A 20,109-nucleotide genomic window follows, 5' to 3' on the forward strand; every position below is an offset into this window, starting at 1 on the left:
GGGACAACCTGGGGAAGAACGCTCATCGGTGCCGCGTTCTCGCAGGTCGGGGCACACTCCCCAGGGGCGAGCCGTCGAACCGCCGCAGCAGCACCACGGGGTCGGGCGACGCGTGTTTTCCACAGCCCCGGACGTAGGGCCGCCGCTCCTGCGGTTGGTAGAACCAGTTCAACTCGACCTTCGCGCGCGCCACCGCGCGCCGGCGCGCCAGGCGCCGCCGCAGCCACCGCGCCACTCCCACGGCCGCGACTCCCGCCACGGCCACCATCAGCCACGTCATCGCACTCCTTCCTCCGAGGAAGGGATGCCCGTTCGGCGAGATCATGATGACGTCGCGGCCGGAGATCACCCTGATGGCCCCAAATTCAACGTGTGTTGATTTCACGTGCGCGGCGGAGTTATCTTCGAGCTGACGCACGAGGAGGTGGTCGCCGTGCCGGTGCTGCGACTCGACGAGGTCCGCGCGGGAACGGGCGAGGTGGTCGGCGGCAAGGCCGCCAACCTCGGCGAGCTGATCGGTGCCGGGTTCCGGGTGCCGCCCGGCTTCGTGATCACCACCGCCGCCTACGAGGAGGTCTGCCGAGTCGCGGACCTGCTCGACGGGCTGCCGGCGTCAGCGCCGAAGATCCGCGACCGGATCACCGCCACCGCTCTCCCACCGGGACTGGCCACCGCGATCACCGACGCCTACGCCGAGCTCGGCTCGGGACCGGTCGCGGTGCGCTCCTCGGCGACCGCCGAGGACCTGCCCGACGCGAGCTTCGCGGGCCAGCAGGACACCTACCTCAACGTCATCGGCGCCGAAGCGCTGCTGGACGCGGTCCGCCGCTGCTGGGCCTCGCTGTGGACCGACCGCGCCCTCTCCTACCGCGAGGCGAACGGGATCGATCACTCCTCGGTGCGGCTCGCCGTCGTCGTGCAGGAGATGGTCGACGCGAGCGCCGCCGGGGTGCTGTTCACCGCCGACCCCGTCACCGGGAACCGGGGGGACTGCGTGATCGACGCCAACACCGGGCTCGGCGAATCAGTGGTCTCCGGTGCGGTCTCCCCGGACCACTTCGTGGTGTCCGGCGACCGGGTCACCAAGCGACTCGGCGACAAGACCACCCGCGTGCGCGCGGTCGCCAGCGGCGGCGTGGAGACCGTCGCCCAGGACTCGGCGGCCCCGTCGATCAGCGACGAGCAGGCCCGGGAACTCGCCGAGCTCGGCCGGGAGGTGTCGCGGCACTACGGCGCCCCGCAGGACCTGGAGTGGGCGATCGGCGCCGACGGCGTGTGGCTGACCCAGTCGCGGCCGATCACCACGCTGTTCCCGCTGCCCGCCGAAACCGAGGACGGGCTGCGGATGTACCTGTCGGTCAACGTCGCGCAGGGCGTCTACCGGCCGCTGACACCGATGGGCGTGGCGACGCTGGGGCTGCTGGCCACCGGCGTGCTGCGCGAACTCGGTCTGCCCGCACCGGGTGCGCGGCCGGCGCCGTTCCGACCCGTCGACGGGTGGCTGTTCCTCGACATCACCGGCACCACCGGGAACCGGGTCGGCCGCGCACTGCTGCCCCGGTTGATGGCGGCCGCGGAGGCGCGCACCGGCCGCGTCTACGAGTCCCTGCTCGACGATCCCCGGCTGCCGCGCAAGCCCGGCGCGACGGCGCGAACGCTGCGCGCGTTCGGGCTTCTCCTCGCGCGCAACCGGATTCCGCTGCTGTTCGCCGGGGTCCTGCGCGATCCCGCACGCGCACGCGCCGAGGCGTTCCGCCGGGTCGACGAGCTCCGCGCCGAGCTCGCCTCGCCCGAACCGAGGACCGCGCGAGAACGACTGGACACGGCCAGGCACGCGCTGCTGCGGAGCACCGCCCCGCGCATGGCGTGGGTGGCTCCCCGGATGATGCCGATCCTGCTGCTCAGCCGACTGCTGCCGACGCTGGTCCGCGCGACCGAGGCGGAGATCCACGTGGTCCTGTCGGGAATCCCCCACAACGTGACCACCGAGATGGACCTGGAGCTGTGGGCCATCGCGCAGCGCATCGGCCCGGAGGTCGCCGACCTCCCCGCCCACTACCGGGACCGGGCGCTGCCCACCGACGTGCTCCGCGCGCTCGACGACTTCCTGGCCAGGCACGGACATCGCACGGCGGGTGAGATCGACGCGGGAGTGCCGCGCTGGTCGGAGGAACCCGGCCAGGTGCTGGCGCTGGTGGAGAACTACGCGCGGACCGGCGAAGCCGGGCACGACGCGGGAGAGCGCTTCCGGCAGCGCGCCGAAGAGGCCGTGGTGCAGGCCAGCGAGATCGTGTCCCGGCTGCCCAACCGGGTGCACGCCGGGCTAGCGAACTTCCTGCTCGACCGGGTCCGCCGGCTGGCGGGGATGCGCGAACTGCCGAAGTACTGCGCCGTCCTCGGGATCGCCGCCGCGCGGGGACACCTTCGCCACATCGGCGACGAGCTCGCCTCCGCTGAGCGCATTTCCGACCCGTCGGACGTGTTCTTCCTGGATTACGAGGAACTCTCGGAGATGATCGACGGCTTCGACCACCGCGAGCTGATCGCCGCCCGGCGGGCGACCCACGAGCGCGAGCTGCGCCGCAAGCACCTGCCCAGGCTGCTGCTCTCCGACGGCACCGAGCCCGAAACCCTGCTGGCCACAACCGCGAGCGGGAACGCGCTGCGCGGCACGTCCGCCTCGGCGGGCACCGTCACCGGGATCGCCAGGGTCGTCCGCGACCCCGCGAACGCCCGGCTCTCCCCGGGCGACGTCCTCGTCGCCCCGTCCACCGACCCGGGCTGGACGCCGCTGTTCCTGACCGCCTCCGGGCTGGTCATGGAGATGGGCGGACCCAACTCCCACGGCGCCACCGTCGCCCGCGAGTACGGGATCCCCGCTGTGGTCGGGGTTCCCGACGCCATCACGCGCATCACCGACGGCCAGACCATCACCGTCAACGGTTCGGCGGGCGTCGTCGAGCTGTGAAACCCCGCCGGGTGGCCACTCGTGCGAAAAGGGCGGTGCGCGCCGGGAAGCGCGCACCGCCCTTTTGGTCACGCCCTCGCCGGGAGGGGTGTGGCGAGGCGTGAATCTGGTTGCGTCGGGGGCCTTTCGCCCGGTGCGGCCGGCGGGTTGGGGTTGTGCCGGCCCGTCGACGGGCGGTCAGGGTCGGGGATGTCAGTTGCCGAGCTGGGTGGTGGAGCCGAGCGGGCCGTGGGAGACGACGTCGTTGACCTTGTCCAGCGGGGAACCGGTCTTGCCGGTCAGGCCCTGGACGTCGCTGACGACGGGAACTCCGCCGACCAGGCCGCTGACCGGGTCGCTCTTGCCGGTCGGCAGCGGAGCGCCACCGAGCTCGGTGTTGCTCTGGGTCACGTTGCTGACCGTGTCGCCGACGACGTTGGTGGGCAGCTGGCCGGGCTTGGTCTGCGGGGCCTGGGTGACCTGGTGCAGGGTGCCGGTCAGGGTGGTGGGCAGGGCGTCGGCGGCACCGCTCTTGCCGACGGGCAGCGCATCGGCGACCGGAAGGCCTCCGAGGACGTCGCTCACCGGACCGAGGGCGTCGAGACCGGGCAGTCCGCTCTTGCCGACGGGCAGCGTGGAACCGACCGGAAGGCCTCCGAGGACGTCGCTCACCGGGCCGACGGCGTCGAGACCGGGCAGTCCGCTCTTGCCCGCGGGCAGCGTGGAACCGACCGGGAGCGGGGCCTCGTCGAGCGCGGAGGCCGGGTTGAGGTTGTGGGTGTGGCCGGTGCTGGCGTTCTGCACCGCCTCGACGACCGGCTTGAGCAGGCCCGCGGCGGGGGTGCCGCCGACGACCTGGCTGACCGGGTCGCCCGAGCGACCGGTGAGGTGCTCTTCGAGCGGAACCACGTCACCGACGGTCTTCTGCGCCGAGGCGAGGGTTCCGGCGGCGTGGAACGCGGTGTTCGCCACGCCGTTGTCGGTGGGCAGCGATGCCGGCAGCTGCGGGGTCTCGGCAGCTGTGGCCGTGGCCGCGAAGCCGACGGCGCCGGCGCCACCGACCAGAACGGCGGCCGCCGCGGTAAAGGTGCGCTTCATCGCAATGCTCCTCTCTGCACAGGCCGAGTCCTGTGCGCCCGGCGGAGATTACGGAAGAAGCACCTGACACTATTCAGCGATCACGTCAGTAGGAAATATCAACAACCTGTGATCGCCATGCGCGGCATTCTTTTCACGATCGAGGGATAGCCCACCGATCTTGATTACTGCATGAGCCCGTCGTTGACTCCCGACGGCAACCGTCGGGCCCGTTCGGCGCGCAAAGCCTCGACGGCTTCGGCGAATTCGGCGTACGCCTCGCGCTCGGAACCGAATCGGCGGTAGCGCCCCACTCGCAGTTCCACGGACTCGTACTCGCGCTCCAGCGCGTCGGCGGTCTCCTGCCAGGAGGCGGCGCGGTCGCGGTGCTTGGTGTAGCCCGCGTACGCCGCGGAGACCGCCACCAGCAGGCTCAGCCCGATGGCGAACCAGCGGATCTCCGGGACCGCGGCGGCGGTCGCGGTCGCCGTGGCGGCGACGATCGATCCGCCGATGACGACGGCCTGCAGCGCGCTGTCCTTCCAGCGGTCGCTGCGCGCCTCGTGCCGGTAGCGCTCGATCAGCTCCGGCAGCTGCGCCCGGTAGCGCCGGTGCGCGTCGAGCAGGTCGCCGGTCCCCAGTTCGTCCAGCAGCATGTCGCGGTGCGCGCTTTCGAGCGCGCGCAGGTCGGTGTCCACCGCGCGAACCTTAAAGTGCTGCCGGTAGACGTAGACCGCCGCCACGCCCGCGGACGCGGCGACGATCACGAACGTCACCGCGGCGGGCACCACCGAGGCCGATAACGCCAGCAGCGTGGCCCCCACTGCGGCGAGCAGCAGGTTTCCCGGGACGGCCCACGCGAGCAGCAGCCGCTGCACGATGCGCTCCCGGTAGAGCTCCTCGGAGCGCTGGGCGATCCGACGCTCCCAGTCCCCCTGCTGGCGGTCCTCGGCGAGCACCCCACCGCCGACGATCCCGGCCGTATCCACTCGCTCCATCACATGTCCTTCCAGCGCGTTAGTGCGATCGAAGTAGCTCCCGGAGTTCCACGACAATCGGCCAGGAGGGTGACTCTCGACTGGTCCTTTAGGTCCATCATCGACTGCGCCGAGTGATCACCGCTGGCCTCGAACGCCGCGAACCCCGCAATACCCGGCAGTGATAACAGTGAGTGGCGCGATGCCGGAGAGTGCTGGGCGGTTCCGGGTCAGGACACTGTGGCAGCGCCGCCGGATCACCGTTCAACCGGGTGGCAGAACGGTGTTCCGGCGGCGCGCCGATGCGCTGGAGCTACGTCAACAGGGTTAACGCGCTGGCCGCTCCTGCTTTTGTTCCGTGGGCCAATCGGTCAGCAACCGCGGCTCTCCGTAGAACGAGACCGGGTCGACCGCTTGGCCTTTGATCTCGATCTGGAAGTGCAAGTGCGGCCCGGTGGATTGACCGCGGTTGCCCATCGCGGCGATGAGATCACCGGATTGCACCTTGTGACCCACCGGAACGTAGGCCGAATCGATGTGGCCGTAGGTGGAAACGGTGTCGTTGGGATGCGCGATCCTGATCCACAGCCCGTACCCGCTGGCGGGGCCGGAATCGATGACCGTGCCCGCGGATGCGGCCCTGATGGGTGTGCCGACGTCGTTGGCGATGTCGACGCCCTTGTGCATCTCGCCCCACCGCATCTCGAACCCGCTGCTGATCACCCCGCGCGTCGGGGCCAGCCAGGGGGCGGGTCGGCGAGCTGGTGGTCCGGATTCGATCGGGGGTAGGGCCGTGGTGTGCGCGACCTCGCGCACGGCCGGGATATTCCGCTCGGGGTGGGCATCCTGCACAGCGACCGTCGCTGCGGTTATTCCACCGGCGCAGAGCCCGGCGGTGAGCAGGAAACCGAGAACATCATTGAATACGGGTCTTTTTCGCAATGCCATTGTGTTTTCACTCCTGGCACCGTCGGCGTTCTGCGCCTCCGGCTCGGTGAATCCTGTTGGCATACGCCGGACGAATTCATCCGGCGTCGGGGCAGCCCGAAAAAGATTGGAGCCGAGCGCCGCATTCAGCGCATTCCCAAATAATCGATCTCCGACCCTCGACTTGTGTTCATCGTCAATGGGTGGACCGCTCCGCGCGTCCACCACAAGAATCGATTCGAGCACCCAGAGTCCACTGTGGTCGCGATTCCCGGTGAACGGTGCGGCACCCGTCCCGCCCGGTCCGGGGAGGGGCCACGGAGGGTGCACGGCGGTGAATGAGTTTCCGGTTCAGCGCCCGGAACGGCTTACCACCCGACCGAGAGTCACCCGATCAGGTCAAAGCCGGTGGGCTTTCCGGCGCGTCGACGCGTTCCTAGGCTGACGAGCAGGTCGAAACGGGAGGGGTCGAGCATGGACGAGGACCGCATCGAGACGCTGGCGGTGCACGGCGGCGAACGCCGACCGGGCCCCGAGGGGTCGGTGGTGTACCCGATCTACCAGGGCACGGTGTACTCGGTGCCGAGCGGAACCGACTACCACGACCTGCGCTACATCCGGTTGAACTCGACCCCGTCGCAGTCCTACCTGCACGACAAGCTCGCCGCCCTGGAGGGCGCCGAAGCGGGGCTGGCCACCGCGTCCGGGATGGCCGCGATCTCCACCGCGCTGCACAGCGTCCTGCGCAGCGGCGACCACCTGCTGGTCGGCGACTGCCTCTACGGCGGCACGCACGACTTCCTCACCCACCACGCCGCCGACTTCGGCTGGAGCTACACCTTCATCGACCCGCACCGCCCCGACACCTGGGAGGCCGCGCGCACCCCGAAGACCAAGGCGGTGCTGGTCGAGAGCATCACGAACCCGCTGGTCAGGGTCGGCAGGCTGCCCGAGGTCGCGGAGTTCGCGCGGGCGAACGGGCTGGTCGGCCTGATCGACAACACCTTCGCCACACCGGTGAACTTCCGCCCGCTGACCGCCGGTTTCGACCTGGTGCTGCACAGCGCGACGAAGTACCTCAACGGGCACTCCGACATCGTGGCCGGCGCGATCGTCGGAGGCGCCGAGCACGTCGAGCGAGCCCGCACCACCGCCAACCACTTCGGCGGCAGCCTCGACCCGCACGCCGGGTTCCTGCTGGCCAGGGGCTTGAAGACGCTGGCGCTGCGGGTGCGCGCGCAGAACGAGAACGCGTTGCGGCTGGCCGAGTTCCTCGCAGCGCGGCCCGAGATCGAGCAGGTCAACCACCCGGGCCTGGACTCCCACCCCGACCACGCCCGCGCCGCGGAGCTGTTCGACGGCTTCGGCGGCATGCTCAGCATCCGCCCGGCGGGCGGGGTCGCGGCGGCGCAGAAGCTCATCGACGCGCTGCGGCTGCCGTTCGACGCGCCCAGCCTCGGCGGGGTGGAGTCGCTGATCACGCGACCGGCCGTCACCTCCCACGCGGGCATGAGTCCGCAGGACCGGCTCGCCCTGGGAGTCACCGACGACCTGATCCGGATCAGCGTCGGCGTGGAGGCCTCCGAAGACCTCATCGACGACTTCGAACGAGCCCTCGCGGCGTCGTGAAAGATCGCTTGATCAGCCCCGTTGGCAAGTTGTCGCAGATGGCGGCTTCGCCCGATGGCGCTGGGTAAGTTCGTTCTCGTGACTCCTCCGCTCGGCGGGGCTTCTGGCCCGTACTACACCGTGGGTGAGGTCGACGATCACGACGAGATCGTCCCGATCATCCCCAGGGACCAACCGTTCGTTCCGCCGACCGCAGTCGAAAGAGAGCTCTGCTCAGCCATCGTCGACGAGGACCCCTGGGCCTACCTGTGCGTGGTGGCCGCGACCGGCGTCTACCACCCGGTGGCGCTGGTGCACGCGCACAGCAACCCGGCGAAGCGGCAGATGGTGACCTCGACGCTGGGAGACGGCCGCATCGCGACCTTCGTCTACACCCAGGACATGCTGCCGCGACCGCACCCCTACCTGGTGTACGAGTTCGTCTCGCTGCGCACGCTGTCGGAGATCATCACGGACGAGGTCGAGGTGCTGGCGGTCAACGCGAACACGCCGTGCGAGCTGTACCTGGAGGTCACCGACGAGGAGCGGGAGCGCTGGCAGGCGGCTCACGAGCGCTTCGGCGCACCGGGTCTCAGCGGCAACCGGCTGGTGACCCGGTTGAGCGGGGGCGCGGAGCCGACCGAGCTGCTGCACGGCCTGGCCTGCGGTGCGCACCTGTGCTTCCTCAACGGCGAGGCGTGGAACAACCTGGACTGGCACGGGCTCGGCTACAGCGGCGAGGTGGAGCGGCTGTCCGAGGGCTGGGGCGTGAAGGTCCGCCAGGACTGGATCAACCTGCAGAACCGGCTGCTCAACTGCGATGTCAGCACCTCGGACTGGGATTTCGTGCTGGGCGCGCGGAACTTCCTGGTCAGCACCGAGGGTCCGCAGGTGGATCCGCAGCGGTGGCGGGAGTGCGTGGAGGCCACGATCCGCAACAACATCGCGGCGAACGTCCCGGGCGCGTCGGCCGAACGCGGCGGGAGCCCGGAGGTGGACTCCTACGCGGACTTCCTGTGCGGGCTGGTCGGCACGATCATCCGGTACGAGGCGCGGTTCCGCGCCGACGAGCTGCTGCCGCCGAACGGCTACGTGCGCACGGTCGCCGCCTGGGACCTGGGCCGGGCGTCGAAGATGGCCCGCTGGGGACGCGGGGCCCGGTACGCCACGCAGGCGGAGATGTACGAGGCGCTGGACCTGGTCGGGCAGGAGGTGCGGTCCCGCTACTCGTCGTGGGAGGAGTTCTCGGTCGGCTACGTCCTGGGCCGCTGCCTACACTTCGACGACGAGGCGTTCGGCGCCACCTACACCGACGTGCTGGAGGCGCACCGCGCGCTGCTGACCGAGCACGGCAGCCCGTGGCTCACCGTCCCGTTCCAAACGGAGAGGTGAGCTCCGGATCACTCCCTCACTTCACCGCTCCCCGCTGATCGCTCTGAGCTGGGATGTTCGTGGGTTTGGCGAGAAGTCGCCAATAACAATGCATGCCGAACGCGCTCGTGTTGTCACCTGATCGAGTGGTGTTTGTCTACCATCAGCGGGTCCCGCGATGACCCGGCTGTATTGGACCGACGTTGAGCGAGCAACCGAGTACGAGATCCGGCCACGGGCTCTGGCTTTCCCGCGCCGCCCTGGGGTTCGTCGCCCTCGCCGCGCTCATGGGCTGGGGTGCGAGCTTCGTCGGCCTGCACGCCTACGGCCAAGACCAGATGGTCGGCTTCAGCTACTGGACCGCCTGGCTGATCCCGGCCACCTTCGACGGCGCCGCCTTCGGCGCCACGCTGATCACCTACCGCGCCTCGATCTACGGCCGCAGCGCCGTGCGCGGCCGGCTGCTGATGTGGACCTTCACGGCGATCTCGTCGTGGATCAACTGGATCCACCAGCTCACCCCCGAAGCGCGCATCGTCGCCGCCGGTCTGCCGGTCGCCGCCGTCGCGGTCTTCGACGTCGTGCTCGCCGAGCTGCGCGCGGACTTCGAGGAGCGCCACGGGAAGCGCCGCCTGCGGCTGCGCCCGGGACTGCTCGTGCTGCGCTGGCTGGTCGACCGCGACGGCACCTCCGGCGCCTTCCGCCGCCAGGTCACCGACATCCCGGTCTCGGAGATCGCCGGTCTCGGCAAGCAGGACGAGGTCGTCCGGCCCGCGGCGATCGCCTCCGCTGCCCCGGAGCCCGAACCGGTTCCGGCGGAACGCGCGCCCGCGCCGCCTCGACCGACCCAGGAGCTCCCGCCGCAGACCGTCGAGAGGCGCCCGGAACCCGAGCCCGTGCGGGAACCCGACGTCCGCGAGCCCGTCGCGCACGAGCCCGCCGTCCGCGACCCCGAGCCGCCGACCCAGGCGCGCGAAACGGCCGCAGCGGAACCGGAGACCACCGAGCGCGACGAAGCGGTCGACGAGAACCGTTCGGAGGAAACGACTTCCACCGAGGAGCACGACGAGCGCCCGAACCTCTCGGAGCAGACGCTCACGCTGCCACCGGTTCCCGCGGACCCGCTCAGCGACGAGGACAAGCGGACCTTCGCGCGCCGCGACTACCGGCTCTCGCTGGAGATCGGCGAGCCGATCACCGGCGCCCAGCTCGGCAACCGCTACGGCTTCTCCGAACGCTGGGGACGCCGCCAGATCGCCGCGGTCCGGGTCGAGATGGAGCAGGACGAGGACGCCCGCGACCTCGTCGCGGCTCACTGAGCGGTGGCGCTCACGCCCCGGCGGTGAGCGCCTCCACCAGCGCCTTGCGGTGCTGCCGGGTCTGCTTGGGCATGTTCCAGCCCAGAACGCCGACCGCGCGGCCGTCGCGGTGGTGCAGCTCGACGAAACGCCGCTCGGCGCGGTCGCCTTCCACCACGGTCACCTCATCGTCGGGCGAGAGCACCCCGTAGACGTGGATCTTCGCGTCGAACTGGTCGGTCCAGAAGTACGGGACCGGCCGGTAGGCGCGGTCCTCGCCGAGGATGTTGTCGGCGACGGCCATCGCCTGCTCGCCGGCGTTGGTCCGGTTCTCCAGGCGGATGACCCCGAACTCCGGGTGCTCCCACCGCGCCACGTCACCGACGGCGTAGATCCCGTCGGCCGCGCGGCACCGGGAGTCGCAGACCACCCCGCGGTCGAGGCGCAGCCCGCTGCCCTCCAGCCAGCCGGTCACCGGATCAGCGCCGATGGCCACCACCACGACGTCCGCGGGCAGCACCTCGCCACCGGCCAACCGGACCCCGCTGACCTGACCGCCGTCGCCGATCAGGCCGTCGACGGCGGCGCCCAGCCGCAGCCGGACTCCCCGATCGGTGTGCAGTTCTCCCAGCGCGGCAGCGGCTTCCGGACCGAGCTGAGCGGCCATCGGCGCCGCGAGCGGGCCGGTGAGCGTCACGTCCAGGCCCATCCCGCTCGCGGTCGCGGCGATCTCGCTGCCGAGCACGCCCTCCCCGACCACGACCAGCCGCTTCGCCGCCAGCAGGTCGGCGCGCAGCGCGACGCTGTCGTCGAGCGTGCGCAGCACGTGCACCCCGGCGAGCCCGTCCTGACCGGGCAGCCTGCGCGGTCGGACTCCCGTGGCCACCACGATCGAATCGGCGCGCAGCTCGCGCCCGGACTCGGTGCGCAGGGTGCGGGTGGCGGCGTCCAGCGCCACGGCCGGATCGCCCAGCAGGAACTCCGCGTCGAGCTCGTCCAGCGCCTCGGGGCTGCGCAGGCTGGTCCGCTCCGCTTCCCACTGCCCCGCCAGCACCTGCTTGGACAGCGGCGGCCGGTCGTAGGGCGGGTGGGTTTCGGCGCCCAGCACCGTCATCGATCCGTCGAAACCCTTGCGCCGCAAGGCGTCCGCTGTGGTCAACCCCGCTGCCGCGGCACCCACGACGAGAACTTCGCTCACGTTCGGCGTCCTCTTACAGCTCACTCGGTGACGGGCGCCAGCCAGAGGCCGGTGAGCGCGTCGATCACGTTCTGGGCGGTTTCTTCCCAGGTCAGACGGGCTGTTCCCTCGGCGAGGGCGCGTTCCTGCTCGGCCATCATGTGCACCAGCACGTGCCGGGTCATGTCGTTGCGCACGATCTTGGCGCGCAGCGGGAGGTCGGGCTGGCAGTGGTTGAGACCGTCCATGACGCGCATGAGCGTCGGCCCGGACAACGACTCGGCGACGACGAGTTCGCGCAGCCCCGGGTCGCTCATCAGCTGAGCGGTGAAGCGCGCGAGCGTCGAGCCGCGCAGCGAGGCGTGGTGCTCGACCGAGGGCAGCACCAGGCAGGTCAGCCAGTCGCGCACCTCGCGGGAGTCGCCGATCTCGCCGAGCAGCCGCTCGCGGTTCGCCTCGACGGGTTCGGCGTGCCTGCGCACGATGGCGCGCAGCAGGTCGGCCTTGGTGCCGAAGTGGTAGCCCACGGCGGCGTTGTTACCCTGACCTGCGGCTTCGCTGATCTGCCTGTTGGACACGGCGAAGACGCCCTGCTCGGCGAAGAGCCGTTCAGCGACGTCGAGGATGCGCTCCTTGGTGGCACTCGCCCGGGAGGTCGCGGCACTCATGCGCGCCAGCTTAAGTCACGTGACTGATTTTTAGCTACCCAGCAGACTCGCATAGCGCTCCAGGTCGACGTTGCCACCACTGATGATCACACCGACTCGCTTGCCCTCGAACTCGGGTGCGGCCTCTCGGGCGGCGGCGAACCCGAGGCACCCGGTGGGCTCGACGACGATCTTCAGGTAGGTCGCGAACAGCTTCATCGCCTCGACGAGCTGGGCATCGCTCGCGGTCCGGATGTCGTCGACGTCCCGCCGGATGATCTCGAAGGTGTGCGTGCCGAGGTGCTGCGTCTGCGCCCCGTCGGCGATGGTCCGGGGCGTGTCGATGTGCACGATCTCGCCGCTGCGCAGCGACCGGAGCCCGTCGTCGCCGGCCTCCGGCTCGACCCCGAGCAGCAGGCAACCGGGCGACAAAGCCCTGGTGGCCAAGGCCGTCCCGGACAGCAGTCCTCCCCCGCCGAGCGGCACGAACAAGGCGTCGAGCTCCCCGACGTCCTCGAAGAGCTCCTTGGCGGCGGACCCCTGCCCGGCGATCACGTCCGGGTGGTCGTAGGGCGGGATGAGCGTCAGCCCCTGCTCCCGGGCCAGGGCGTCCCCGATCTCCTCGCGATCCTCGGAGTACCGGTCGTAGCGCACGATCTTGCCGCCATAACCGCTGGTGGCGACCACCTTCGATGCCGGAGCGTCATGCGGCATCACGATCGTCGCGGGCACCCCCAGCAGCTGAGCCGCCAACGAGATCGCCTGGGCGTGGTTCCCGGACGAGTAGGTCACCACCCCGGCCCGGCGCTGCTCGTCGGACAGCTTCGACACGGCGTTGAAGGCCCCGCGGAACTTGAAAGCCCCCATCCGCTGGAAGTTCTCGGCTTTGAAGAAGACCTCGGCCCCCACGAGCTCGTCCACCAGCCGAGACCGCAGCACAGGAGTCCGATGCGCCACCCCCGCCAACCGCCCACCAGCAGCCACCACGTCCTGGAACTCGACCATCCCGACCCCTTCGCGCGTCACGGTGAGTGCCCTCCCGGGCAGGGCGACAGTTCTACAAGGCCATTGATCATGGGCGATGACGGCTTGAACTGTCCCCTGCCCCAGGGCACCACCCGGAACCCCGCCGAACAACGGCCACTCACCAAGACGTGGACTCCCCTCGGCCGCAGAACCTGCCGCTCTCCACCGCCCCGCCACGCGCTGCCACCCCTCGGGACGAAATCTCGGCTCGTGCGAACAACCTTCGGCGGAGCTGTTGCGTCTTGTGGACGTGGACCGGCGCAGACGCCGGTTCTCACTGGGGATTGGGCCTGGACGGCGTCTTCGCCGTCCTGCACAGGAGGATTTCATGGCACGACGAGCTGTTCTGGCCGCGTTGGTCGCGGCACCGTTGCTCGCCGGCGTGGGCGGTCCGCCCGCATCGGCCGCCGAACCGAGCACGGTTTCCGGCACGGTCTTCCACGACCTCAACGGCGACCGCGAGCGGCAGCCGGACGAACCCGGCGCGGAGGGCTTCCGGGTGTCGGTCAACCCCACCTCCGACGACGCGGGATACGCGGCGTTCACCGACGCGAGCGGGCACTACCACATCAGCGGCATCACCTCGACCGGCAAGTTCTCGGTCCAGCTCGACGGCGCCGGGCACGAGCACACCACGCCGTGGGCCGTCGGGGGCTCGTTCGGCCACGGCGGCGTTGACGCCGTCCAGGACTTCGGCATCAAGTAACCGCGAGTCGAGCAGAGGACCGCAGGCCACTGGGGGTGACCTGCGGTCCTCTGCCGCTCGCAGGTCAGCCGGGGCGGCTGGTGGCCATCTTGACCGCGAAGAAGCCCAGCAGGGTGCCGGAGGCGACGCGCTGCGCGCGGAGCACGCGGGGGTGCCGGGCCAGGTACCCGGCGAGCGCCGCGGCGGTGAGCACGATGAGGCCGTTGACGGTCATGCCGACGACGATCTGCGCCATGCCGAGCTGGAGGAACTGCCACCACGTCGCCCCCAGCGCGGGGTCGATGAACTGCGGGATCAGCGCGGTGTACAGCAGCGCGATCTTGGGGTTCAGGAGGTTCGTCAGCAGGCCCGTGCCGAACAGGCGGGCAGTCGAATGCGGCACCAGATCGCGCAGTTCGAACGGCGATCCGCCGCCGGGGCGCAGGATCTGCCACGCCATCCACGCGAGGTAGGCCGCGCCCAGCAGCTTCACCACGTGGTACGCCTCCGGCACCGCCACGAACAGCGCCGACAACCCGGCAGCGGCGGCGACCAGGTAGACGAAAAATCCGAGCCCCACCCCGGCCAGCGACACGAGACCGGCACGCCGTCCCTGCGAGGTGGCTCGGGAGGCGAGGTAGACCATGTTGGGCCCGGGCGTCAGCACCATGCCCAACTCCACGATCACGACACCGAGCAGCGAGGCGAGCGGCACGAATTCCACCCGCCGAACCTACCGGGCGGTGCGAAACGAAACCGGCCACCTCCCGATTTCTCGGGAAGTGGCCGGTCACCGCTGAGCCGCCTAAGGGAATCGAACCCTTGACCTACGCATTACGAGTGCGTCGCTCTGGCCGACTGAGCTAAGGCGGCAGTGCGCGGACAAGTGTAGCTGGCCTGATCCGGAGCCCATCGGGACCCCCCGGGCACGGTCGCTGACATCGATGTCCGGACTGTATCGAAAAAGCTTTGACATCGATGTCCAGCACCCTGTTCAGTGTCCTCCGAGAGCGGCGGAGCGGCCGCGCGACCAGCGAGGAGGTGCCGGGGTGGGCTTCGCGACGACCGAGGCGGTCGTGGGCGTCGACGTGGGAAGCACCGAGATCAAGGCGCTCGTCGCCGATCTGAGCGGTGTGACGCTGAGCGTCCAACGAACGGCCACCGACTGGCACCGATGCGCGGGCGGCGGCAGCGAACTGCCCGTCGACGCGCTCCTCGACCGCGTGCTGTCCGCGCTGTCGGAGGCCGTGCGGGTGGCCGAGGAATCCGCGCGGCGGCTGACCGTCGTGGGCGTCGCCATCACCGGCATGGCCGAGTCCGGCGTGCTGCTCGACCGCGGCGGAGATCCGCTGCACCCCGTCATCGCCTGGTTCGACCAGCGCGGCGCCGAGGAGCTGGCGCTGCTGCCCGACGAGCTCGTCGACTCCTTCAGCGGGCGCACCGGTCTGCCGCTGAGCCCGCTGTGCTCGTTCGCGAAGCTGAACTCGCTCGCCGCGCAGGGCATTTCGCCACGGCTCGCCGAGAAGTGGCTCAACGTCCCGGAACTCGTCGCCGCGGCGCTGGGCGGCGAGTCCGTCACCGAACCCTCGCTGGCCTCCCGGACCGGGCTGCTCGACCAAGGCGCCCGCGGACCGTGGGAACCGGCGTTCCAGCAGCTCGGCCTGCCGACCTCCGCGCTCCCGCCGCTGACCACCGCGGGCACCCCGATCGGCCGGGTCGACCACCCGGGCGTCCCCGACGCCGTCCGGGGAGCGGTGATCACCGTCGCCGGGCACGACCACCCGGTCGCCTCGGTCGCCAGCGGCGTCTGGCACGGGGAGCACCTCTTCGACTCCTGCGGCACCTCCGAGGCGCTGCTGCGCGTCGTGTCCGCTCCGCTGCGCGACGACCAGCGCCGGCGGCTCACGGCGAACGGCGTCGCGCAGGGCGCGCACGTGCTGCCGGACCGCTGGATCCTGCTCGGCGGCACCCGCGGCGGACTGCTGCTGGACCGGGTCCTCGCGCTGCTGGGACGTCAGGACCAGCGAGCGCGGGCGGAACTCGACGAGCAGGCCCTCGCCAGTCCCGGCTCCACGGGCTCGGTCGTGATCAGCGGTGCGCATGCGCGCAGCGAGCACGTCTCGGTCCAGCTCGTCGGATCCGACGTCACGCCCCTGACCACCTGGTCGGCAGCGCTGGAGCACGCGATGGCCGAGACGGACGCGGTGATCGAGCTGATGTCCGCCGAAGCCGGGCCGCACGAGCACGTCACCGCCGCAGGCGGGTGGACGCGGATGCGCAGCTTCCGCGCCGCCAAGCAGCGCAGCCTGCCCGCCGTCGAGTACGCCCGGGTCGACCAGCCCAGCGCCTACGGCGCCGCCCTCTTCGCCGCGCAGGCCGCCCGGTCCGCCGCAGGCGAGACCGGGGTGTCCGCAGTGGACATCGCCCGCGAATTCACCGGAAACACCCTCACAACCGCAGGAGTTCAGCTGTGACCCTCGCCGACATCGCACGATCCGACGGCACCTTCGCCATCGTGGCCCTCGACCAGCGCAACACCCTGCGCCGCATGTTCACCGCCGCCGGACAGCCGGTCGACGACGACGTGCTGCGCACCTTCAAGGGAGACGTCATCGCCGGGCTCTCGCCGAGCGCCAGCGGCCTGCTCGTCGACCCCGACTTCGGCGTGCCCGCGGCGATCGCGGACGGCAACCTCGCCCCCGGCGCCGGTCTCGCCGTGGCGGCGGAACCGTCCGAGCGCGGCAAGTTCGGCGACGAACCGCTCACCCGCCGGGAACCCGCGCAGAACGCCGCGTGGGTGCGCGACATGGGCGGCCACGCGGTGAAGTTCCTCGTGCAGCTGCGCGCCGACCGGGACCGCGCGCTCGGCGGGCGGGACGTCGCCGCCGAGGCGCTGGACGCCACCGCGCAGGTCGTCGCCGACTGCCGCGCGGACGGGGTCCCCTCGGTGGTGGAGAACCTGATCTACCGGCTGCCCGACGAGACCGAGCTCAGCCCCGAGGCCCGCGCCGACGCGATCATCGAGGCCGCCCGCGCGCTCAACGACCTCAAGCCCGACCTGCTGAAGCTGGAGTACCCGGGCTCGGCCGAGGCGTGCCGCCGGATCGCCGAAGCGGTCACCGTGCCGTGGGTGGTGCTCTCCGCCGGTGTCGGGTTCGAGGAGTTCCAGGAGGTGCTGCGCATCTCGTGCGACGAGGGCGGTGCCTCGGGATTCATCGCGGGCCGCGCGTTCTGGAAGGACGCGGTGGCGCTGGAGCCGTCCGAGCGGCGCCCCTTCCTCTCCGACACCGCCCGGCGCCGGCTCGACGCCTGCGCGGCCGCCATCGACGGCAGGGCCACGCCCTGGACCGCCATCGCCGACGACTGATCCGCACCCGAGAACCCAGAGGAACAGGAACTCCACCGGCAACGAAGCCGGAGAGAAGAGGTCCGACCGTGGTCACCACACCGGTCACCCCACCCACCCCCGCCAACGCGAGAAGAGCCGTCGTCGGCGCCACCGCGGTCGCCGCGCTCGGCGGCCTGCTGTTCGGCTACGACACCGGTGTCATCTCCGCAGCGCTGCTCTACATCGCCCCGGCGTTCCAGCTCTCCGAGATGTGGCAGCAGATCGTGGTGGCGTCGCTGCTCGTCGGTGCGATCGTCGGCGTCGCGGTCGGCGGCATCGTCGCGGACAACCTCGGCCGCCGCCGAACGCTGTCGATCACCAGCCTGGTCTTCACCGTCGGCGCGGTGATCTCGGCGGTGGCGCCGAACCTGCCGACGCTGCTGGGTTCTCGGTTGCTGCTCGGCTTCGCGATCGGCACCGCCTCGCTGTCGGTGCCCGCCTACATCGCGGAGATCGCACCGCCGGAGAGCCGCGGCCGGCTGGTCTCGATCAACCAGATCATGATCAGCTCCGGCATCCTGTTCTCCTACCTGGCCGGGTTCCTGCTCGCGGACGCCGCGGCCTGGCGGTGGATGCTGGGGCTGGCGGCCGTGCCGTCGCTGCTGATGTTCGTCGGTCTGCTGAGGCTGCCGGAGAGCCCGCGCTGGCTGGTCTCCCGAGGCCGCCCGGACGACGCGCGAGCCGTGCTCCGCAAGGTGGTCGGTGCCGACCGCGTCGAGTCGGAGCTGACCGCGCTGTCCTCCGCGGTGACCGCCGAGCGGAACGTGACCTATCGCGACGTGCTCCGGCCCTCGCTGCGACCGGCGATCTACCTCGGCATCGGGGTCGCGGCGGTGAACCAGCTCGTCGGCGTCAACGCGATCACCTACTACGCGCCGACGCTGCTGACCAAGGCCGGTTTCGGGGAATCCGCGGCGATCCTGTCGTCGGTGGGCATCGGCATCGCCAACGTCGTGTTCACGCTGGTCGGCCTGCTGCTGATCGACCGGGTCGGGCGTCGGCCGCTGCTGCTGGTCGGTCTCGGCGGCGTGGTCGTGTCGCTGGTCGTCATCGGACTGCTCTACGCCGTCACCGACCTCAGCGGCATCTGGGCCGTGGCGCTGGTGGCCTTCCTGATCATCTACGAGGCGATGTTCTCGGCCAGCATCGGTCTGGCGATGTGGCTGATCAACAGCGAGATCTTCCCGACCGCGCTGCGCGGCAAGGCCGGCAGCTTCGGGATGTTCACGCACTGGGGCCTGAACCTGATCATCTCGCTGACGGTGCTGAGCGCGTTCGAGGCGTTCACCCCCAGCGGCCTGTTCTGGCTCTACGCGGCCTTCGGCCTGATCGGCTTCTTCTACCTGAAGAAGTACCTGCCGGAGACCCGCAACCGCACGCTGGAAGAGGTCGAGGGGATCCTGCGGGCGAGGGCGCGGAAGTGACCCCGGTCGCGCTCCTGATCTCCGGCGAACCGGCCAGCGGCAAGACCACGTTGGGCGCAGCGGCGGCCGAGCGGTACTCGGCCGCCCTGCTCGACCTCGACGTGATCACCGGCCCGCTGACCGAGCGGTTCGGCGCCCGACTGGACGCCCCGGAGGTGCGGGAAGCCCGCTACGCGGCGCTGCTCGACACCGCGGCGGACACGCTGCGGGTCGGCACCTCGGCGGTGCTCGTCGCCCCGTTCACCGCCGAGCGCGCCGACCCGCGCCGGTGGTCCGCCGCCGCCGGGCGGCTCCGCGCCGCAGGTGCCGAACCGCTGCTGGTGTGGGTCGACTGCCCGCCGGAGGTGATCGTGACCAGGATGCGCGATCGGGCCGCCGCGCGAGACTGCACCAAGCTGGACGATCCGGCGAAACTGCTGGCCACGCGGCCGATCGAGCCGGTCGCGCAGCACGTTAGAGTCGATGCGACAACGCCGATGGCCGAACAGCTCGCCGAGCTCGACCGGCACTGCCCGAGCGGAAGGGAGCAGGCGTGCGCACAGGCAACGCCACGCTCTACGACGTGGCCGCTGCGGCCGGAGTGAGCCCGAAGACCGTCTCCCGCGTGATCAACGGAGCCGCCGGGGTCTCCGAGGCCACCCGCCAGCAGGTGCAGGCCGCCATCGACGAGCTCCACTACCGGCCGAACTTCCACGCCCGCTCGCTGCGCGTCGGACGCGACGAGGCCATCGGCGTGGTGCTGGAATCGCTGTCGGACCCGTTCTTCGCCACGATGGCCAGCGTCATCGAGGAGCACGCGCTGCAGCGCGGCCACGTCGTGCTGGCCTCCAGCGTCGGCGGCGACCCGGAACGCGAGCACAAGCTGGTGCAGAGCCTGCTCCAGCGGCAGGTTTCCGGCCTGATCATGGTTCCGGTCAGCGGTGACCAGAGCTACCTGCGGGCGGCGGCGGGGCAGACCCCCGTCGTGTTCGTCGATCGCCTGGCCCAGCCCGACGGGCTCGGCGCCACCGTGCTCGGCGACGACTTCGGCGCCGCGCAGGCCGCGACCAAGCACCTGCTGCACTCGGGCCACACCGAGATCGCGCTGATCGGCGACCGCCCCGACGTCTACACCACCGCCGAGCGGGTCCGCGGATACCGCAGCGCCCTGGCCGAATCCCGCGTCGGAGTGCGCGAAGACCTCGTCAAGACCGGCATTTCCAGCGCGACGGAAGCGCGCAGCGCGCTGGACGAGCTGCTGCGCTCGGAACACCCGCCGACCGCGGTGTTCTCCTCCAACGCCCGCTGCTCCCTCGGCGTCGTGCCCGCGCTGCACGCTCGCGGCCGGACCGACATCGCGTTCGTCAGCTTCGGCGACTTCCCGATGGCCGACTCGCTCTACCCGGCGGTCACGGTCGTCGACCAGGACCCGGCGGCGGTCGCCCGGACCGCGACCGAGGAGCTGTTCGAGCAGATCGACGGTTCGGCGGCCACCGAGGCACCGCTGTCCCTGCCCTTGCGGCTGGTTCCGCGAGGTTCCGGCGAGATCCCGCTCGCCGCGGTCAGCAGGATGTGACC

18 protein-coding genes and 1 tRNA gene are annotated in these 20,109 nt (G+C 70.9%); 10 read left to right on the forward strand and 9 right to left on the reverse strand.

What is annotated here, in order from left to right; translation table 11 throughout:
- Positions 1-22: 22 nt before the first annotated feature.
- Positions 23-280, reverse strand: coding sequence for a hypothetical protein (locus KBO27_RS29275; protein WP_210973079.1), 258 nt, complete (start codon positions 278-280; stop codon positions 23-25).
- A 105-nt stretch (positions 281-385) separates the two neighbouring features.
- Here KBO27_RS29275 and KBO27_RS29280 point away from each other — a divergent pair, with 105 nt between their 5' ends.
- A complete protein-coding gene (locus tag KBO27_RS29280) occupies positions 386-2,968 on the forward strand; it encodes a PEP/pyruvate-binding domain-containing protein (RefSeq protein WP_307870684.1) in 2,583 nt (860 codons plus the stop codon).
- Between the two features lie 192 nt (positions 2,969-3,160).
- Here KBO27_RS29280 and KBO27_RS29285 read toward each other — a convergent pair whose 3' ends face one another.
- The 3 genes from KBO27_RS29285 to KBO27_RS34725 form a co-directional block, all read right to left on the reverse strand.
- Complete coding sequence (locus KBO27_RS29285; protein WP_210973080.1) at positions 3,161-4,045, reverse strand: hypothetical protein; 885 nt, start codon at positions 4,043-4,045, stop codon at positions 3,161-3,163.
- Positions 4,046-4,209: 164 nt separating this feature from the next.
- Positions 4,210-5,022 carry an SLATT domain-containing protein gene (locus tag KBO27_RS29290; protein ID WP_210973081.1) on the reverse strand — a complete coding sequence of 271 codons (813 nt, stop codon included), beginning with the start codon at positions 5,020-5,022 and terminating at the stop codon, positions 4,210-4,212.
- Positions 5,023-5,328: 306 nt separating this feature from the next.
- The gene (locus KBO27_RS34725; protein ID WP_307870685.1) at positions 5,329-6,174 is read right to left on the reverse strand and encodes a M23 family metallopeptidase; all 846 of its coding nucleotides are present in this window, start codon (positions 6,172-6,174) and stop codon (positions 5,329-5,331) included.
- A gap of 228 nt (positions 6,175-6,402) precedes the next feature.
- Here KBO27_RS34725 and KBO27_RS29300 point away from each other — a divergent pair, with 228 nt between their 5' ends.
- The 3 genes from KBO27_RS29300 to KBO27_RS29310 all read left to right on the forward strand — a co-directional run bounded on the left by KBO27_RS29300 (position 6,403) and on the right by KBO27_RS29310 (position 10,226).
- Positions 6,403-7,557, forward strand: coding sequence for a trans-sulfuration enzyme family protein (locus KBO27_RS29300; RefSeq protein WP_210973082.1), 1,155 nt, complete (start codon positions 6,403-6,405; stop codon positions 7,555-7,557).
- Positions 7,558-7,635: 78 nt separating this feature from the next.
- A complete protein-coding gene (locus tag KBO27_RS29305) occupies positions 7,636-8,928 on the forward strand; it encodes a DUF1266 domain-containing protein (RefSeq protein ID WP_210973083.1) in 1,293 nt (430 codons plus the stop codon).
- A 182-nt stretch (positions 8,929-9,110) separates the two neighbouring features.
- Positions 9,111-10,226, forward strand: a complete 1,116-nt coding sequence (locus KBO27_RS29310; protein WP_210973084.1) for a DUF2637 domain-containing protein — start codon at positions 9,111-9,113, stop codon at positions 10,224-10,226.
- 10 nt (positions 10,227-10,236) lie between these two features.
- Here the strand turns inward: KBO27_RS29310 and KBO27_RS29315 are convergent, their stop codons facing one another.
- From KBO27_RS29315 to KBO27_RS29325, 3 genes are read right to left on the reverse strand one after another with little or no spacing between them, the layout of a single operon-like run.
- Positions 10,237-11,403 (reverse strand): NAD(P)/FAD-dependent oxidoreductase, encoded by a 1,167-nt coding sequence (locus KBO27_RS29315; RefSeq protein ID WP_307870686.1) that lies wholly within the window; start codon positions 11,401-11,403, stop codon positions 10,237-10,239.
- 20 nt (positions 11,404-11,423) lie between these two features.
- Complete coding sequence (locus KBO27_RS29320) at positions 11,424-12,050, reverse strand: TetR/AcrR family transcriptional regulator (RefSeq protein WP_210973086.1); 627 nt, start codon at positions 12,048-12,050, stop codon at positions 11,424-11,426.
- Positions 12,051-12,080: 30 nt separating this feature from the next.
- Complete coding sequence (locus KBO27_RS29325; RefSeq protein WP_443706193.1) at positions 12,081-13,055, reverse strand: threo-3-hydroxy-L-aspartate ammonia-lyase; 975 nt, start codon at positions 13,053-13,055, stop codon at positions 12,081-12,083.
- A 328-nt stretch (positions 13,056-13,383) separates the two neighbouring features.
- Here KBO27_RS29325 and KBO27_RS29330 point away from each other — a divergent pair, with 328 nt between their 5' ends.
- Positions 13,384-13,761, forward strand: coding sequence for a hypothetical protein (locus KBO27_RS29330; protein ID WP_210973087.1), 378 nt, complete (start codon positions 13,384-13,386; stop codon positions 13,759-13,761).
- 64 nt (positions 13,762-13,825) lie between these two features.
- Here KBO27_RS29330 and KBO27_RS29335 read toward each other — a convergent pair whose 3' ends face one another.
- Entirely contained in the window at positions 13,826-14,464 is a 639-nt protein-coding gene (locus tag KBO27_RS29335; RefSeq protein WP_307870687.1) for a LysE family translocator, read from the reverse strand.
- A gap of 75 nt (positions 14,465-14,539) precedes the next feature.
- Positions 14,540-14,613: transfer RNA gene (locus KBO27_RS29340), tRNA-Thr, on the reverse strand.
- Positions 14,614-14,789: 176 nt separating this feature from the next.
- On the opposite strand from KBO27_RS29340, the gene KBO27_RS34730 reads away from it, so the two are divergent.
- The 5 genes from KBO27_RS34730 (at position 14,790) to KBO27_RS29365 (ending at position 20,107) form a co-directional block, all read left to right on the forward strand.
- Positions 14,790-16,214: an FGGY-family carbohydrate kinase gene (locus KBO27_RS34730; protein ID WP_210973088.1), complete on the forward strand. Its 1,425-nt coding sequence runs from the start codon at positions 14,790-14,792 to the stop codon at positions 16,212-16,214.
- Positions 16,211-17,107 (forward strand): hypothetical protein, encoded by an 897-nt coding sequence (locus KBO27_RS29350; RefSeq protein WP_210973089.1) that lies wholly within the window; start codon positions 16,211-16,213, stop codon positions 17,105-17,107. Before KBO27_RS34730 ends, KBO27_RS29350 begins: the two co-directional genes overlap by 4 nt.
- 68 nt (positions 17,108-17,175) lie before the next feature.
- On the forward strand, positions 17,176-18,552 hold the full coding sequence (locus KBO27_RS29355; protein WP_210973090.1) for a sugar porter family MFS transporter: 1,377 nt from the start codon (positions 17,176-17,178) through the stop codon (positions 18,550-18,552).
- Positions 18,549-19,136, forward strand: coding sequence for a P-loop nucleotide/nucleoside kinase family protein (locus KBO27_RS29360; RefSeq protein WP_210973091.1), 588 nt, complete (start codon positions 18,549-18,551; stop codon positions 19,134-19,136). Before KBO27_RS29355 ends, KBO27_RS29360 begins: the two co-directional genes overlap by 4 nt.
- On the forward strand, positions 19,085-20,107 hold the full coding sequence (locus KBO27_RS29365; protein WP_210973092.1) for a LacI family DNA-binding transcriptional regulator: 1,023 nt from the start codon (positions 19,085-19,087) through the stop codon (positions 20,105-20,107). Before KBO27_RS29360 ends, KBO27_RS29365 begins: the two co-directional genes overlap by 52 nt.
- Positions 20,108-20,109 lie beyond the last annotated feature (2 nt).

Source organism: Saccharopolyspora endophytica, from assembly GCF_018070075.1.
Lineage (GTDB): Bacteria > Actinomycetota > Actinomycetes > Mycobacteriales > Pseudonocardiaceae > Saccharopolyspora > Saccharopolyspora endophytica.